This is a genomic window from Enterococcus sp. LJL51 (assembly GCF_049894025.1).
Classification (GTDB): Bacteria; Bacillota; Bacilli; order Lactobacillales; family Enterococcaceae; genus Enterococcus_L.
Window position 1 is genome coordinate 335,530 of the sequence record NZ_JBNEQE010000002.1, and the last position, 14,594, is coordinate 350,123.

A 14,594-nucleotide genomic window follows, 5' to 3' on the forward strand; every position below is an offset into this window, starting at 1 on the left:
ACTGTATATCTATTATTAAATAAAATACTTTGATTGTCAAAGTATTTGTGATGAAAAATATTTTTTTAGAAGAAGAAAACCCTATGATTACAGATGTTTACTGATCCTTCATGTTAAAAAAGCATAAAAAAAGTAAGTGATATTTACTTGAAATAGCTGAATAAGAATTGCCAAAGCTCCACTTCATAAACAGTGAGGTTTTTGTTTTCTTTTAAAGAAAATTGAACAGCAAAGAAGAGAAGTGTATACTTAACAGACTATATGATAAGCAAAAAGGGGAGAGCACTTGTGAATATCAATGAACATTTAGTTTTGGTCGCTATGGAGGAATGTGCTGAGATACAGCAGGCACTATCAAAGGCTCTACGGTTTGGATTTGATGATTATCGGCCTAGTACACCTGACGAGACAAATGAAGACCAAATTTTAACTGAGTATTACCAATTAACTGCAATGATTGAAGAGCTGCAGCACAAAAATATCTTAAAGTCTCTTACTGAAGTAGAAGTTATGGAAATAAAGAGCAAAAAAATCAATAAGGTTTATAAGTATGCTGAGTATTCAAAACAAAGGAAGTTGTTGGAATGATACGGTTACACTGTAAAGACAGATTAGTAATTTATATGCTGATAAAATGATAATAATTGGAAATCTTAACCTTAGATATGCTTAGTTTCGGATATTAAAATAGCTAGTTTCAATAGTCCCAGTCTCTTTGTTTACCAAAAACGAGTGTTTTTGAGAGAGGAGGGATAAGGACAAATTATTCTTCAAATTTTTATCTTTCCTTTCTCAAAACTTACATTAAAAACTATGTATCAAAAACTTCCGTTTATGGTATAATTATTGTGAGGTGAGGGCATGAATTACACATATGGCTATGCACGTGTCAGTACACAGTCACAAGAATTAAATCGACAGCTGGACATTTTAGAAAAATATAACTGCAATGAAATATTGACCGAAAAAATATCAGGAACAAAATCAAGCCGTCCGGAACTAAATAAACTTAAAGAAGTAGTTCGAGAAGGTGACACAGTTGTTGTGGAGAGTTGGAGCCGGCTGGGGAGAAGTACGAAGGATCTTATCGATCTGGTTGATTACTTTTCTTCTAAAAATGTAAAACTGATCAGCGACAAAGAAAATTTTGATACCACGACTCCACAGGGGCGATTAATGTTGACTGTGTTCCAGGCATTTGCTCAATTTGAAAGAGACTTGATTGTCGAACGAACCAAAGAGGGGCTCAAGAGTGCGAGGGCACGTGGAAGAGTCGGGGGGCGTCCGCCGGTAGATGGAAAAAAATTAGAACAAGCAATAAAGCTATATGATATGAAGCAACACTCACTTAGAGAAATAAGAGAAATGACAGGTATTGGTTCAGCAACACTATACAGATACCTCGAAAAGAGAAAATTAAGTGAGTAGAGGACGATTCTAAGCAAGTTTCAGCTTTGTTATCAAGAGAGAAGCTTATATAAGGAGGTACAGTAATGGAACGTCAAGTGTATGATCATTGGGGAGTTCCGATCAAGCGAGATTATTATCGTGGATATTTAGGAACCCCTCATTCTTGTGAGTGTGATTGTGGTGGTCGAGCAGTAAAGGAGCTTGAAGATAAAAAGATGAAATGTCCGGATTGTGGGTCACTTTATGAATTGAGAGTAGGAAGATTTGAGAAAATAAATCACTAATTTTTAAATTTAGAATCAAAAAGATCAGTAGGGGGGAAGTACCGATGATTACTATTGATATGACAAAAGAAGAAGCTGATTATTTAAGAAGTTTACTTAAGATGGAAACTGAAAAGACACAAGTTATTGAACGTAAAAATGAAGAGTTGGCAGGGTTCTTTAAGGATAACAGAAAAATGAATGGTAACCTTTGTCGAAAAATAACTAGGAGTCTCAAAAAGGATAGTAGAGACAGCACCTAACAAAAATTATTAGGTGTCATACTCTACTACTTTAGTGTTTCAAAATAAAATTTTAAGCCAATCTTCCTATCACAATTGCCGAATACATATATCCAACACCTTTTTGAGCACGACTCATAGAGTGCTGAATTTCAACTTTAAGATCGGAAGACTGTAATTCGTCAATAGCGATTTTAAGCCGCTCTTGATACTCTTTTGCATTGCTAGCTTCAACCAATTTTGTTAGGCTAATCTTTGTCATGTAATCACCTCCCTTTTCAATTATAGCAAACAATAACAATCGTTTTATAATTTGTTTACGATTTTGAGTAGTGAAATAAATTTTCAAAAAGGATCAGTAGTCAGGACCGGCAACATGATCTGTTTATATACTAGAAGTTTTTGAAAGGTTCTACGGAAAAAGCATAACTCAAAATGTAATGCTGAAAGATGATCAACTGTTATTAGAAACTCAGAATAATGATTTCTTACTAAAAAATATGATTAAAATTGAGGTGTATTCGTGAAGAATGAATTATTAAAAAAAATCAAAGAAGAAATTGAAAAATCTGGATATCCAACTGAACTAAGAACAAACAAAAAATTTCAATCAAAATATTGGCAAACAACAGAAAATTCTTATTATATTGACCAAGACGAAAATAAAGGAAGAGAAATTGATCTAGAAGCCCATAAGAGTAAGAGTAGTAAAAATTCAGATAAAATAACTGTTTGGTCAAAGTTATCCGTAGAAATAAAAAAGAGTGAGAAGCCTTGGGTCATTTTCACATCAAATAAAAAACGTTTTGATACTGGTGGATATGGGTTATTAAATCATAAGCATAATATTAATAGAGAGCTTCTTTCCTATGAGGATATAATGAAGGAACACCCGTCGAGTTCTTTTAAACGTCTAGGACGCAGTGAATTTATTCCTTTCACGAAAGGGAGTCCACAAATTTTTGATTCTCTTTTATCATCTGTAAAGTCATGTATAGAGGTTCATAGAAGTGATTCAGACCACAAAGAAGCGGCCAGCGAAAATTCTTTTGATATCATATTTTATTCTCCTTTGATCGTTGTAGATTCACGTCTATTCGAGTCTCATTTAGAAGATGATGGTGAGATAACCATTGATGAAACTGAGCATATCGTTTATAGCTTCAATTACGCTTCTCCAAACTATCAATCGAAACAATATCTTGTCGATGTGGTCACTCTTTCCGGACTTGAAAATTATTTAGAAAAACAAAACTCATGGATTGATTCTATGTTTAATATATTGAATACTAAAATTCGCTCCAAAAATCTGAATAAGTAAGACATATTATTTGTTATTTATTCTATGCGATAAGAAGATCTGAGGCGAAGCATAGTATCAGTGGAATTGAAAATAGCTTCTCAAAAAGGATCAGAAAGTGGTGGAGTAATGCCAAAAGAGTATTCAGTAGTTTTAAATTGTAGGAAGACGATTGTAGTTAAAGCTGAAGATGAAGACGAGGCAATGGAAATAGCATTAGATGAAGCTGCTGAAGTAGCTGAATTAGATTGGGAATGTGATAGTGTATCCGAGAAGGAATGATTTTCCCAAAAATGATAGTTGAAGGAAGTCTAAATAAATGTATCTTTTAAAAAATGATTTTGTTGCTGATAATTCGGATACAGTAAACAAAGTGAGATAACAAGAATTAAAGGACTGTATCAATGAGTTGGTGCTTAGTTAAGCAATAGGAAGGTAGCGAAAAACTAACTTGTCAGTTATCATATATTTTGTTAAAATTAAATTGTTATAAATAATTGGAGGGAAGTATTATGAAAAAAAGATTGTTTGTTGGAGTATTGTTTAGTGCAATGATCGTGATTGGAGGAATTGGCTTACGTAGCAATGTGCAAGCTGCAGACAAAAAAAACTCTATCAAAAGTGAAAATGTAAATTATTATTACAAGGCAGATGTAGCATTCAATAATTTTGTAGATGAACCTACAACACTAACGGTTAATCATTACGTGGATAACTATACAGGGAAATATAATTTGTACAAACAAGAACAATATTTTGATTTAAGTGGTGGCAATGGAAGTATGGATGGTGGCTTATGGTTTGATCCAAAAGAACATTACCTTGACTTCGGTTATACTGAGTGGAGTCCGACATTTTCTCACACTAATTTGGATTCAGAGGATATAATATATTTACAGGATAATCCAGAAATAAAAGTAATAAATTATTATTACAAGGCAGATGTAGCATTCAGTAATTTTGTAGATGAACATAATAAATATGAACCTACAACACTAACGGTTAATCATTACGTGGATAACTATACAGGGAACTATAGTTTGTACAAACAAGAACAGTATTTTGATTTAAGTGGTGGCAATGGAAGTATGGATGGTGGCTTATGGTTTGATCCAAAAGAACATTACCTTGACTTCAGTTATACTGAGTGGAGTCCGACATTTTCTCACACCAACTTGGATTCAGACGATATTATAGCTGTTGAATAATCAATTTGTTTTTAGGGGAAACTGGTCGGCTTTTGCAGACGGAGATCAACCAGGTAAACAGACTAAAAATATGAATAATAGTAAAGCTTCAGGAATCAATGTGATCCTGAAGTTTTTTTAGGTAATTGACCAATGATTATTTCTAAAATCATACAATCACTTTTCAAAGTAATCATTTTTCAATTGTAGCACCCTACTTGATTCAGTATCATTCTGAAAGAAAAGATGGAGAAGTGAGAGATAAGTCGCTGAAGGAACCAATGCGGACGATAGATGCTTCCAATCATTGTGGGCTAGTATCTGCGTTTATCTGTAAGCATTATGGAGGGAATTACTCCAGAGCTGACAGCTCAATGAGCCGCTGCATACAATTACGCAGGTAGATTATAATACACTTGTAACAGCTCATTTTTGAGCTGATATTAATAGAGAAAAACATATAGCAGAACTGAATGGATTCTTGTGATTTTTATGAAAAATTTTTCGAGAAAAAGGTACTTGTTTGTGCTGATATTTATAGTGTATTTGAGATAGATGGATTTCGATTAGGCTTATTTGCATATAAGAAAATGAATGAGAAGCATATCTTTGGCAGTAATTGTTTACCAAGTATTGAAGTGGAGAACCTTCAAACATTAGAAAACAAAATTAAAGATTTAGACTTGTGTTTTCCTTTAACTAAAATAGGAAATAACTGGGTAGTGGAGTTTGTTGACAGCGAAGGAAACCATATTGAATTAACAACAGAGGTTTAAAGCATGTAGATAGATCAGTGGATGAGGTGTCTCAAAAAGGATAGAAAGTGGAGAGACCTTAAATGATAAAAAAGTGGATAGAAGGCAGACAGATTAGACAATTATTTTTAGCGAAAAATGATAACATTTATTTAAGAATAAGACGTAACAAGAACAGAATAAAAAAGGCTGAACAAAGTCAATCAACTTCTTTTTAAAAGTGAAATTGAGGAACTAGAGGAAGAGAACAAACTTTTACAGTCAGAACTAGAAGTCTTTTTATAGTAATTTCAAAAATGATTAGTAGGAGGACCGCATGGAAGAGTACAAGCAAATTTACATATCTTTAGAAAATGAAATAAGGGAATTAGCCTATTCAATTACACTAAGTGAGAAACAGAAGAAAGTCTATTCTCCTAGAATTGCTGATTTAGTTGTAAGGGCTGCTGGTTTGCTAGAATCTGCTTTAAAGTATTTTTATGAGAAAAAAACTGGGGAAAAACCAACACACTACGATAATCCCAAAGTGATTTCCAAATTGAAACTAAAAGATAAAGCAATATATATTCACTGGAATTTGTATCAGTTTGACAACAGGATTTTTATACCATTTAGAAAAAATGAAGAAAAATGTAATATTAACGTGGCTGTGAATGGAAATTTAAAAATGAATTATGGTTGGAACAACGCATATCAAAATTTAAGACATGATTTTATTGATTCTATTCCTATTTTTGGGAATTTGTACTATCTATTTGAAACAATGACAGCTCTTTATTTAGTTTTAGATATAGGATATTCGTCGAGCATGTTTTGTATTCCAGTGGAAAAAGAAGATGGGGAGAGTGGTTGGTACGGATGGATTGGAAATGAGTATGGTAATGCTATAACAAGAACACTTAGTATTTCTGAAAGTGAAAGTAAACAACTGATGTCTGTAAAGTATCCTCTCAAAAAGGATCAGAAAGAAGGAACTTTAGTGGATAATACAGAGTACACAGAATATATAAAAGTAAATTTTCCGTTTTCCAAAGAAGACTATTTTAATGGGAATGGAGAAGGTTGCTGGGTATTGGTAACAAAAGATACTAAAGAGAAACATGATAGTGATGTCTTAGAGGGTATGTATCGAGGTGTATTATCAAATGATAGTTATTACTATCCGGAACTTAAGGTTGGATCTCGGGTTCTATTTAACATGAGGGGAAGTAAGCGACCAGTTGCTGATTGGGGCTTTCTCGCTGGGCTAGAAAAAATATCGGAACAAAATAAAATGGAGCTTATTGGTGCAGTTCTCAAAAAAGATAACGAATGAATGTGAAGAGGAAAAAGGAAAGAAGATGAAATTAGTGAGTAGATTAAACATGAAAAATGCTTTTATTAAACACAAAAAAAGTGGATTGGACTTATGATATTTTTAATATTAGTCTCCATGATAGCTAAATTTTCAATAGAATATGTGAAATTGGATCTTGAAAGAGAGAAATATAAGCGAATCTCTATTATGTATGAAGCATTCCTTCCAGAAAAGATGCGAACAGCGGTAACTCTAGAAGAGATTATGGTGAAATATGAAAAAAATGGAAAAGGAGTTTTTGATGTTTACACAGAATTTTTTAGAAGGTATAAAGATGACATTCCAGAGGGATATCTATATGAACCATTTGTAGATGAATATGATGCTTGGATGTGGAAAGATTTGTTGTTGCCATAGATTTGTTGGATAACGGAATCAGTCGGCGGGAAGGCAGCCGTAAGAGCAGGTAGATGTACAGAAATCAGTGAACGTGAATTTGAATGAACTATCAAAAAGGATTAGAAAGAAGATTTCCAAATGAATGATTCTGAAGCAATTGAGTTAACAAATAAAAAAGCAGAAGGGAGGTATGATTATGGGATTAAACATATGGGAAGTAACAATCGGTGTAGTACTTGCCTATAGTCTAATAATATTAACACTAGGATTGATAATCATTTTGTTAGTTTCAATTCTGTTATCAATTGTTATAATAGAGTGGAAAGAACTAGTGGTGAAAAGGATATTAAGCAAGAAGAGTATTCAAAACTGAGATTAATAAAGGAAAATTGGTCGGAGTTAGGAATGCAGATATACGGATGCAAACTGATAAAGGTTTATGTAGCTGCTTAAGGTCAAATACTAATGGATCAATGTATAAAGGATTGAAAGAGGTAAAGAGTGAAAGATAATAAGAAGAAAGAAGATTTGCCAATTGGTAAAATGATTATAGGTATGGTTATGTTAATTTTCAGCCCGGTTATCATTGGGTTAGTAGTAGTGATTGCATGGGCTATATACGCTACGTTGAGTACGAGATGGTAGTTCTCAAAAAGGATCTATTCAAATAGTTCAAACGGAAGAGAGGCTTTTGTGATCAAAATATCTGTTAAGTTTAAAACCCAAAAACAGCAGAACAGCAACAAACAACTTCATATCATATATTAGTATTTACGAAAATTTGAGAGGAAGAGTAAAATTGATAAAAAATGTACAAGAGAATATTGAAGCAAGAGTTATTGAATTAGGCGGAAAATGTCACTTTGATAATAAGTCTATGATAAGCAATTTGGAGAACATTGTTTTTTCTGAATCTTATCTTTTTGGTGATTTTGAATATTATTTACAGGATGACATTTATAAGAAATTAAAGGAAGGAAAAAATATTTCATATTCAGATATTCCATATCCTCGTATACAATATCAGACAAAATTATTTACGCCATTTAAACATGGAACAGAGGACCATAGAGAATTTGGTGATCTTGACAAGAACGTGATAAGAAAGGTTATTAATGAAGAATTTCTTGAATTTATAATAATTGGTGAGACAGACAGCTTTCCAAATTTTTATTTTGTATGTTGTGCTGATAAAGATATGAAAAACCCTGTTGTATATAGTACTGACCATGAATCTTTTTTTACTGAGATTGAGAAAGCAGGAAGGTTAGAAGATTTCTTTGCTATGCTAGTTAGTGAGAAAGAATATATTCTTAGAATAAATAAGTTATCAGGTAGCTTACAATCAGAAAAAGACTGACATTATAGTGAAGTTTTTGATTATGATGAAGGCAGCAATGGTAATCCTGGTTTCAGCATTAGTTTCTGGCTTGGCAGCAAATACAATTGTTCAAGATGAAAACTTTACACCTAGAATTTTAGAAAAATTAGTTCTCAAAAAGGATCAGTAGTTGGAACCAATCAAAATGAAGTTATTTGAATTATAGACAGTAATTAGCTGATTTAGTGCCATGATTTTGAAAATAGAAAGTAGGTAAACCAGCTAAATCGTTGTTACTAAAAAGAGGAGGGGGAAACTATTAAAAAGTTTGAACACGAGATCTTGAACTTAATAGATTCCAAAGTAGAGGGGCCATACTGGGATTTCAAAAAAATGGCATGATGATAAAGGGGCATTACTACATGATATTATGTGCATGGCAAATAATCTAGAGGACAGAGATGCATACATTATCATTGGTATTGATGAAGAATCTGATTTTAGTATAGCTTCTACGGTAAATGACAATAATCGGAGGTGTTGTCTATTTTTTAAATAAAAGTAGGAAGGTTGTCTCTAATTAAGAAGGCTTTTTTATTGTTGACTTTAATAATATTAAAGATATAATTAATATTATTAAATACATTGTTGAGGTGATTATTATAAATATTGAAGATGTACCTAATTGGTTCTCGTCTTTAGAAAGTGAAGATGCAGAATTTGTGAAAAACTTTATTTTAAAATCGGGCAATATCAAAGAGGTAGCAAAATTCTATGATGTATCATACCCTACCGTTCGTTTAAGGTTAGATAGGCTGATCCAAAAAATTCAAATCAATGATAAGAGAGATGAGCAACCATTCAGATCTTTTATTAAGGAATTAGCTGTAGATGAAAAGATTGACCTTAATATCGCAAAAATAATTATTGAAAAATATGAGAAGCAAAGCAAGGAGGAAAATGTGTGAGAACTTTAGTTGTTTTTGTTATTATTTTTTTATTGATTGCCGTTCAATATCAACTAGGTTTACATCAGAAAAAGATAGTGGGTTCTTTTTTACCTATTCTTTTCCTAGTAGTATCTGGTTGGATGTATCTTGCTGATTCAACTAATTTTTCGTTAGCAGTATTAGTTGCTCCGATAGCATTTATTGGTGTGTGGTATAAAGGATATCTGAATTCTAAAAAAGAAAATCAAAAGAGAATTGACTTGATGAAAGCTAAAGACTTGTGATGGTATCATTTGGATTTTTCGAATTTAAGCAAAGTCCGTCTTTCACAAAACGATTGTTAGAGGGAAGTAGGAAATTACCTTTTCTATTTGGAAGTAAAAAAACGCATGATTTAGTAACCGTACCATTAAAAAACTGGAAATGTAGATATCCAGTTTTTTAATGGTTATGGACACTGCGAGTATATAAATAAATATCCAGATGAGTATTTAGAAAAGATTTTTTGTATATAGTGTTCCTTAGCAGTAGGTGTATCATGCTTATTATGTAAGGATAGAAAAATTTTTGCCATCCCACTTAATAGTAATAATATCGACATTTTTGATTTTAGGTCTTTTTCGCAACATTTCTTTTGAAAACAAATACAACAATGTTTTAATAGTAAAAGCGTGAGTAACAATCAGGACGTTTGGATTATTCAAGTGAATAAAATTATCAGCTGTATCTTTGAGAAAACTTTCCAATCTATCCGTAATCATATGAAACGGTTCAACCATACCTGTTGTGTCGGATTTATAAATAATCTCATGAACTTCCGGCAGACGGAAATTAAGTTCTGCAAAATCATTTTGTATCTGTAATTCATTCATCATACTGGAAATAAATTTATCATTATTTTCTGCTTCCCAGCAGCCCAAACACCACTCACGGAGCCTTTCATCAGTAATAACTTGCAGTTCATTTTGCCCCTGTGCAGTTAATATGTTTTTTCCAGTCTGTAAAGCTCTGGATGTATCACTGGAAAATGCAGCCGAAAATTGGACATTTTTCAGTTGCAGTCCTAGTTGTGAGGCTGTTTGGATTCCTCTTTCAGTTAATGGGGAATCTGCCCAACCTTGTGCTTTATGTAAATAGTTAAGTAATGTTTCCCCATGTCGAGTAATATAGAAAGTAACTGTTGAATTCATGTTTTATCCTCCGAAATAATCCTATGTAATCGCTTCACCTTATCGGCAATAGTCGAACCAATAAATTATTAACATTGTACCAGAACCCCCCGCCCAAAACAACGCTAAAGTAAAAGCGTAACGGCGGGATATAGATATTAGAAGAAGAATATACACCTTTTGTTTCTCAACTTGGCGATGTTGAAGTAAAGCTGTCTTCAAATTCAACTGACTATGGATTTGTTCCGCTACTCTCGCTGGCTGGAAAAGAACATGTAGAACATTTGGATGTTGACTTTACAAATGAGCCTGTTGATTATGAAACACTCAAACAATATATCTAAAATTTTAGGTAAGAAAATGAAGCAATAAAAGTGGCTTTAGAAAATAATTGGGATTCTCAAAAACGATAGAAATTGATGATTCAGGTAAGAGAGTCAAAAAAAAGTTAGAAATGAGGACAAAAAGAGTGAAACAATTGAATGAAAAAATATTCATAGAAGTAAATGGGAATAAACAAGGGATGTTTATACAGAGTAAAAATATTGGAAATCCAGTATTACTGTTTTTACATGGTGGCCCTGGTTCCCCTGAAATAATGTTTACTCAAGAATATCCTACCGGCTTAGAAGATTTGTTTACGGTCTGTTGGTGGGAACAGCGAGGTAGTGGTATTTCGTACCGAAAGAATGTTAGTAGAGAGACAATGACGATTAATCAAATGATAGCTGATACACTTTTTGTGGTCAGCTACTTGCGTGAAAGATTTTCTAAAGAGAAAATCTTCATTATGGGACATTCTTGGGGAACCTTACTTGGAATATTAACTGTTCAAAAAAGTCCTGAACTTTTTCAGGCATACATTGGGATAGGCCAAATGAATCAACAAATAGAGTCAGAAAGGTTGGCCTATAAGTATATGTTAAATGAATTCCGTACTAGAGGTGATAAAAAAATGATAAAGAAGCTTGAGAAAGTACCAATCAATCAAGGGGCTAAAGTGGAGATTGCTTATTTATCTGTTAGAAATGCTGCAATGATGAAACTAGGTATAGGACTGATGCGACAATGTAGATCTGTGATGTCTATCGGAGGGATACTTATTCGTTTTAAAGGCTATAAATTAATGGACAAAGTTCGTTTCATGAAGGGAAATTCTTTCGCATTGAACTGCCTGTGGGATATAATACTACAAAAGAATCTTGAAAAGGAAGTACCTAGATTAGAAGTTCCAATTTATGTGCTACATGGTCAGTTTGATTATCAAGTTTCTTACAGTCTGTCGAAGCAGTTTGTAAAGAACATTAAAGCTCCAGTTGTTGGATTTTATACTTTTGAAAATTCGGCACATAGCCCCTGTTTTGAAGAACCAGAAAAAATGTGTCGCATTCTTCGAGAAGATGTTTTATATAATAAAACTGACTTGGCTGATAATTTATAGAAAGCCGGTATTTAGTTCTCAAAAACGATTAGTAGCTGGAACCGTTTAAGTGAAACTCAGATAGTGTTGGAAGAAGCTGCTGATGAATTAGATTAGAAATGCACAATGAACCTGTGGAGGAATGAGTTTCAAAGAAATTGATTGCATGTTCAGAAATCAAAGTATTAGGTAAGAAGATTAACATTATAAGAAATGAGGGGGAAAATTGAAAGCTTGGAAATACCAGGATGACTATTTTTGGGGGATAAAAGTAAGGTAATCGACGATATTATTAGTTATGAATATCGCAATTATATTGTTAGGCTACTGAATAAAAAAAGGTTTAAAAGAAATCTGGAAAATGATATTAAACTAAAGAGAGCTCCTTTTTTAGACGGAAAACAGAAACAAACCTCTTTTAAAGCATGGGAAGCTCTAATTATAGAAAATGAACAGCGTGTTATTCGTTTGAAACAAATGCTTGGGGATTTCAATTCGCTTTCAGTGGATGAATTAATGACAATACCTGTTGAAGTTATGGAGGTCAGAAAATATACAACTGATGTTTTTGATGTAGAGAGAAAGGAAATACCTGTAAAGAGAATAGTGGGGATCAATAGGTTTAAAGGCTACAATAATTGGGGGGATATTTTTCTGGATTTCCTTGATGGAAAGACTACTCCGACACTGAAAGTGGAAGAGAAACTCGATAAGTTAGTTAATCTATATATAAACGATTCCGAAAGTTTCGTTAAACTACTTAAAAACCCAGCTACAGAAACTCCTATTGCTAGTTATGATATAAACTCAGATAAATATTACATAACTTCAGGAGGGAGTCATAAAGCATTTTTAGCAAAATTGATTAATTTTGATACGATTACAGTCGATTTATCGCCAATCATAACAGTGGAACAAGGAGTTATGAAGTACAACTATTATAAAAGTAAAGGTTTGGTCTAAAAAATTTAAATTTGGAATTTCTCAAAAGGATAATATTGATAAATATATGGAGGAAATATGATGAATTATTGGATTTTTTTTCATAAAGCAAGTCAAAGAGAGGCTTACGTTTTTGATGAAAAAACAATTGTTTCAGATAAACTAGATGAAAAAAGCAATTGGTGTCCTTATATTTGGAGCAAACGATTCAGGGCTACAAATTGTAAAGAAAGTCATTTGATGAAAGCAAATACAAATGACATTATTTTTTATGTGATTCCTGAACCAAGACCCAAGAACATAAAAGGAACCTATGTTGGAAATTATTTTTACTGTGATTTAGTATTTATAGTAGATGAAAGACAAGAATTCGATAAAAACAATCTTCCACAAGTATTAGATGATCCTTGTTTGAATTATTTTCACTATAAATTAGGCAAAGAGCAACATAATAAACGTATTGTTAGGAATACCTTGATTGCCAAAGAATCTAGCTTTCAACCTCAGATTAATAATAAATTGGTTGACTTATTAACGTTTAAGAATCAAGGGTTGGAAGAAGAATTGAATAGTTTACATGATAAAGTGCGGAACGGTGCTCGTACTAATTTAGAAGTGGTTAACATTCAAAATGATTTTGGAGATAAGCTTTTTGAATTACTAGCAAAAAATGATGACATAGAAAAAGTAAAACCATATAATATTTTGGGAGATATAAATGAGAAAATTAGTATAAATAACCTAAGAGAGTTAAAGATATCTGATATATCAAAAATTTACAAAAAGAAGTTATCTTTTGATGCTTATGTCAAACATTGAATAAACCCGTTCAACATTAAACTGTCAAAAAAGTTAGTTCTCAAAAAGAATTAAGATGAAATATGGCTCTATTTAGAAAACCATAGGTTTAACTATAATCCATTTGATGAGTTAGAGACATATACAAATAAAATTCATGTGGAAATAGAGACGCTATTAGAAAGAATGATTATTGATTTAAATTTTTCTTTTCTTGATTAGCAACCTTTAAACAAAATATCGTTTTTTATTCATAAGTAGAGCAGCACATACAAGAAGCTTTCTTTATATGTGCTGCTTATTTTGATTGAATTAAAAATTTGGAGAGAGTGAGAGGTTGTGTTTTGAATTATTCGTTAATTATATTTTATCTAGTTTACATAATATACATTGCACATTTGAAATAAGAGCAGGGAAGACCCTACTCTTATTTTTTTTGTTTGATACGTTCTTGTATAGTGCGCAATTCCTCACTGACGGTTTCTAGATAGTTCATTAGTTCTTCTTCGCTATTCGTATCTAAATCTATTTTATTGTAAGGCGGAAAGTCAAAAAACTCTTTAACTGTTATATTTAGTCCTCGGCAAATTTGGTGTATTGTGTCAACCCTTGGCACACCTTGTCTATTTATAATAGAGCTTAAAGTAGATTGTCTGATATTTGAAAGCTGTGCTAAGCGATTTATCGTTATGTCTTTCTTTTCTAAATAGTAATATATTCTATCTTTGATTAATTCATGTTCATTTGTTTTTTCTGTATTTGACACGGAAACCGCTCCTTTCGTGTTCATTAACTTATTAAACTATATCAAATATTGATTAAAAAAGTTAGCTTTATAGCGTTGACATATAACGCAATAGTGTTATAATTTACTTGTTAACGCAAACTCGTTACTTTTTAACAAGAAAGGATATGACAAAATGAAAAAGTATAATGTTGTTTTCTGCATGCGTGATAATTGCTGGACTGGTATTGAGGGGCTTTCATTTGAAAAATGTATTGAATTTAGAAAAAAACTTGTATCGCTTCATCAGAATAAAGAGCATTGTATCGGCTTTTATATTGTTCCTTTCTCATAAAAGTTTTCTGGGAGTTTTTTGACAGTCTATTACACACTTTTAAGTGTTTAATATATATATCA

Annotated in this window: 21 protein-coding genes; 18 read left to right on the top strand and 3 right to left on the bottom strand. The window is 32.3% G+C overall.

Annotation, left to right across the window (positions count from 1 at the left end):
- Positions 1 to 288 precede the first annotated feature (288 nt).
- The 4 genes from ACPWSO_RS03780 to ACPWSO_RS03795 all read left to right on the top strand — a co-directional run bounded on the left by ACPWSO_RS03780 (position 289) and on the right by ACPWSO_RS03795 (position 1,936).
- Positions 289 to 588 carry a hypothetical protein gene (locus ACPWSO_RS03780; protein WP_426081476.1) on the top strand — a complete coding sequence of 100 codons (300 nt, stop codon included), beginning with the start codon at positions 289 to 291 and terminating at the stop codon, positions 586 to 588.
- A gap of 273 nt (positions 589 to 861) precedes the next feature.
- Positions 862 to 1,428, top strand: coding sequence for a recombinase family protein (locus tag ACPWSO_RS03785; RefSeq protein ID WP_426081477.1), 567 nt, complete (start codon positions 862 to 864; stop codon positions 1,426 to 1,428).
- A 65-nt stretch (positions 1,429 to 1,493) separates the two neighbouring features.
- Complete coding sequence (locus tag ACPWSO_RS03790) at positions 1,494 to 1,694, top strand: hypothetical protein (protein WP_426081478.1); 201 nt, start codon at positions 1,494 to 1,496, stop codon at positions 1,692 to 1,694.
- 44 nt (positions 1,695 to 1,738) lie between these two features.
- Positions 1,739 to 1,936: a hypothetical protein gene (locus ACPWSO_RS03795; RefSeq protein WP_426081479.1), complete on the top strand. Its 198-nt coding sequence runs from the start codon at positions 1,739 to 1,741 to the stop codon at positions 1,934 to 1,936.
- A gap of 52 nt (positions 1,937 to 1,988) precedes the next feature.
- On the opposite strand, the gene ACPWSO_RS03800 is transcribed toward ACPWSO_RS03795, so the two are convergent.
- Positions 1,989 to 2,177: a hypothetical protein gene (locus ACPWSO_RS03800; protein ID WP_426081480.1), complete on the bottom strand. Its 189-nt coding sequence runs from the start codon at positions 2,175 to 2,177 to the stop codon at positions 1,989 to 1,991.
- Positions 2,178 to 2,438: 261 nt separating this feature from the next.
- Between ACPWSO_RS03800 and ACPWSO_RS03805 the strand changes: the two genes are divergently transcribed.
- The 11 genes from ACPWSO_RS03805 (at position 2,439) to ACPWSO_RS03855 (ending at position 9,408) form a co-directional block, all read left to right on the top strand.
- Positions 2,439 to 3,236: a hypothetical protein gene (locus ACPWSO_RS03805; RefSeq protein ID WP_426081481.1), complete on the top strand. Its 798-nt coding sequence runs from the start codon at positions 2,439 to 2,441 to the stop codon at positions 3,234 to 3,236.
- Between the two features lie 60 nt (positions 3,237 to 3,296).
- Entirely contained in the window at positions 3,297 to 3,497 is a 201-nt protein-coding gene (locus tag ACPWSO_RS03810; RefSeq protein WP_426081482.1) for a hypothetical protein, read from the top strand.
- Positions 3,498 to 3,727: 230 nt separating this feature from the next.
- Positions 3,728 to 4,423, top strand: a complete 696-nt coding sequence (locus ACPWSO_RS03815) for a hypothetical protein (RefSeq protein ID WP_426081483.1) — start codon at positions 3,728 to 3,730, stop codon at positions 4,421 to 4,423.
- 452 nt (positions 4,424 to 4,875) lie between these two features.
- Positions 4,876 to 5,178, top strand: coding sequence for a VOC family protein (locus ACPWSO_RS03820; protein WP_426081484.1), 303 nt, complete (start codon positions 4,876 to 4,878; stop codon positions 5,176 to 5,178).
- A gap of 62 nt (positions 5,179 to 5,240) precedes the next feature.
- Positions 5,241 to 5,375, top strand: coding sequence for a hypothetical protein (locus tag ACPWSO_RS03825; RefSeq protein WP_426081485.1), 135 nt, complete (start codon positions 5,241 to 5,243; stop codon positions 5,373 to 5,375).
- Between the two features lie 98 nt (positions 5,376 to 5,473).
- Positions 5,474 to 6,472: a hypothetical protein gene (locus ACPWSO_RS03830; RefSeq protein WP_426081487.1), complete on the top strand. Its 999-nt coding sequence runs from the start codon at positions 5,474 to 5,476 to the stop codon at positions 6,470 to 6,472.
- A gap of 93 nt (positions 6,473 to 6,565) precedes the next feature.
- Positions 6,566 to 6,871, top strand: coding sequence for a hypothetical protein (locus ACPWSO_RS03835; protein ID WP_426081489.1), 306 nt, complete (start codon positions 6,566 to 6,568; stop codon positions 6,869 to 6,871).
- Between the two features lie 781 nt (positions 6,872 to 7,652).
- A complete protein-coding gene (locus ACPWSO_RS03840; protein ID WP_426081490.1) occupies positions 7,653 to 8,213 on the top strand; it encodes a hypothetical protein in 561 nt (186 codons plus the stop codon).
- 22 nt (positions 8,214 to 8,235) lie between these two features.
- Entirely contained in the window at positions 8,236 to 8,364 is a 129-nt protein-coding gene (locus ACPWSO_RS03845; protein ID WP_426081491.1) for a hypothetical protein, read from the top strand.
- A gap of 463 nt (positions 8,365 to 8,827) precedes the next feature.
- On the top strand, positions 8,828 to 9,142 hold the full coding sequence (locus ACPWSO_RS03850) for a DUF2089 family protein (RefSeq protein ID WP_426081492.1): 315 nt from the start codon (positions 8,828 to 8,830) through the stop codon (positions 9,140 to 9,142).
- On the top strand, positions 9,139 to 9,408 hold the full coding sequence (locus ACPWSO_RS03855; RefSeq protein WP_426081493.1) for a hypothetical protein: 270 nt from the start codon (positions 9,139 to 9,141) through the stop codon (positions 9,406 to 9,408). Before ACPWSO_RS03850 ends, ACPWSO_RS03855 begins: the two co-directional genes overlap by 4 nt.
- Positions 9,409 to 9,669: 261 nt before the next feature.
- Here the strand turns inward: ACPWSO_RS03855 and ACPWSO_RS03860 are convergent, their stop codons facing one another.
- Complete coding sequence (locus ACPWSO_RS03860; protein ID WP_426081495.1) at positions 9,670 to 10,314, bottom strand: histidine phosphatase family protein; 645 nt, start codon at positions 10,312 to 10,314, stop codon at positions 9,670 to 9,672.
- 448 nt (positions 10,315 to 10,762) lie between these two features.
- Here ACPWSO_RS03860 and ACPWSO_RS03865 point away from each other — a divergent pair, with 448 nt between their 5' ends.
- From ACPWSO_RS03865 to ACPWSO_RS03875, 3 genes are all read left to right on the top strand, one after another.
- A complete protein-coding gene (locus tag ACPWSO_RS03865) occupies positions 10,763 to 11,734 on the top strand; it encodes an alpha/beta fold hydrolase (protein ID WP_426081496.1) in 972 nt (323 codons plus the stop codon).
- A 237-nt stretch (positions 11,735 to 11,971) separates the two neighbouring features.
- Positions 11,972 to 12,676: a hypothetical protein gene (locus ACPWSO_RS03870; protein WP_426081497.1), complete on the top strand. Its 705-nt coding sequence runs from the start codon at positions 11,972 to 11,974 to the stop codon at positions 12,674 to 12,676.
- A 60-nt stretch (positions 12,677 to 12,736) separates the two neighbouring features.
- A complete protein-coding gene (locus ACPWSO_RS03875; protein WP_426081499.1) occupies positions 12,737 to 13,474 on the top strand; it encodes a hypothetical protein in 738 nt (245 codons plus the stop codon).
- A gap of 406 nt (positions 13,475 to 13,880) precedes the next feature.
- On the opposite strand, the gene ACPWSO_RS03880 is transcribed toward ACPWSO_RS03875, so the two are convergent.
- On the bottom strand, positions 13,881 to 14,219 hold the full coding sequence (locus tag ACPWSO_RS03880; protein ID WP_426081500.1) for a helix-turn-helix domain-containing protein: 339 nt from the start codon (positions 14,217 to 14,219) through the stop codon (positions 13,881 to 13,883).
- Positions 14,220 to 14,594 lie beyond the last annotated feature (375 nt).

Coding starts and splice junctions, on each gene's coding strand:
- ACPWSO_RS03875 (WP_426081499.1), top strand. CDS start 12,737: ATGAATTATTGGATTTTTTTTCATAAAGCAAGTCAAAGAGAGGCTTAC.
- ACPWSO_RS03795 (WP_426081479.1), top strand. CDS start 1,739: ATGATTACTATTGATATGACAAAAGAAGAAGCTGATTATTTAAGAAGT.
- ACPWSO_RS03820 (WP_426081484.1), top strand. CDS start 4,876: ATGGATTCTTGTGATTTTTATGAAAAATTTTTCGAGAAAAAGGTACTT.
- ACPWSO_RS03800 (WP_426081480.1), bottom strand. CDS start 2,177: ATGACAAAGATTAGCCTAACAAAATTGGTTGAAGCTAGCAATGCAAAA.
- ACPWSO_RS03845 (WP_426081491.1), top strand. CDS start 8,236: ATGATGAAGGCAGCAATGGTAATCCTGGTTTCAGCATTAGTTTCTGGC.
- ACPWSO_RS03830 (WP_426081487.1), top strand. CDS start 5,474: ATGGAAGAGTACAAGCAAATTTACATATCTTTAGAAAATGAAATAAGG.
- ACPWSO_RS03835 (WP_426081489.1), top strand. CDS start 6,566: ATGATATTTTTAATATTAGTCTCCATGATAGCTAAATTTTCAATAGAA.
- ACPWSO_RS03860 (WP_426081495.1), bottom strand. CDS start 10,314: ATGAATTCAACAGTTACTTTCTATATTACTCGACATGGGGAAACATTA.
- ACPWSO_RS03785 (WP_426081477.1), top strand. CDS start 862: ATGAATTACACATATGGCTATGCACGTGTCAGTACACAGTCACAAGAA.
- ACPWSO_RS03815 (WP_426081483.1), top strand. CDS start 3,728: ATGAAAAAAAGATTGTTTGTTGGAGTATTGTTTAGTGCAATGATCGTG.
- ACPWSO_RS03825 (WP_426081485.1), top strand. CDS start 5,241: ATGATAAAAAAGTGGATAGAAGGCAGACAGATTAGACAATTATTTTTA.
- ACPWSO_RS03790 (WP_426081478.1), top strand. CDS start 1,494: ATGGAACGTCAAGTGTATGATCATTGGGGAGTTCCGATCAAGCGAGAT.